Genomic DNA, 696 nt, shown 5'->3' on the forward strand with positions numbered 1-696 from the left:
AGCAGACAGTTGCTGCTGAAGGTCAAAAAGCTAAGGCTGCAATTGATGCTGCCACTAAAGACGCTGATGTTAAGACAGCGCAAACTACTGGTGAAGAGGCTATTAACAACATTAATGTTCCTGCTGCTTCTGCAGCTAAAGATGCTGCTAAGAATGCCATCGATCAAGCTGCTAAGACTAAGGATGATGCAATCGATGCTTCAAACTTAACTGATGAAGAAAAGGCTGATTTGAAGAAGCAAGTTGCTGGTGAAGTTCAAAAAGCTAAGAGCAATATTGATGCTGCCACTAAAGACACTGATGTTAAGACAGCGCAAACCACTGGTGAAAAGGCTATTAACAACATTAATGTTCCTGATACTTCTGCAACTAAAGATGCTGCTAAGGATGCCATTGATCAAGCTGCTAAGACTAAGGATGATGCAATCGATGCTTCAAACTTAACTGATGAAGAAAAGGCTGATTTGAAGAAGCAAGTTGCTGGTGAAGTTCAAAAAGCTAAGAGCAATATTGATGCTGCCACTAAAGACGCTGATGTTAAGACAGCGCAAACTAATGGTGAAAAGGCTATTAACAGCGTTAATGTTCCTGATACTTCTGCAACTAAGGATGCTGCTAAGAATGCCATCGATCAAGCTGCTAAGGCTAAGAACGATGCAATCGATGCTTCAAACTTAACTGATGAAGAAAAGGCTG

The 696-nt window shown here is 41.1% G+C and carries 1 protein-coding gene; it reads left to right on the forward strand.

Annotated elements, in window-relative coordinates:
• A partial coding sequence (locus QOS06_RS10700) for a DUF1542 domain-containing protein (protein WP_283596041.1) occupies nucleotides 1–696 on the forward strand: 696 nt, incomplete at both ends.

This window comes from Limosilactobacillus sp. DJ3M12, assembly GCF_947381695.1.
GTDB lineage: Bacteria > Bacillota > Bacilli > Lactobacillales > Lactobacillaceae > Limosilactobacillus > Limosilactobacillus kinnaridis.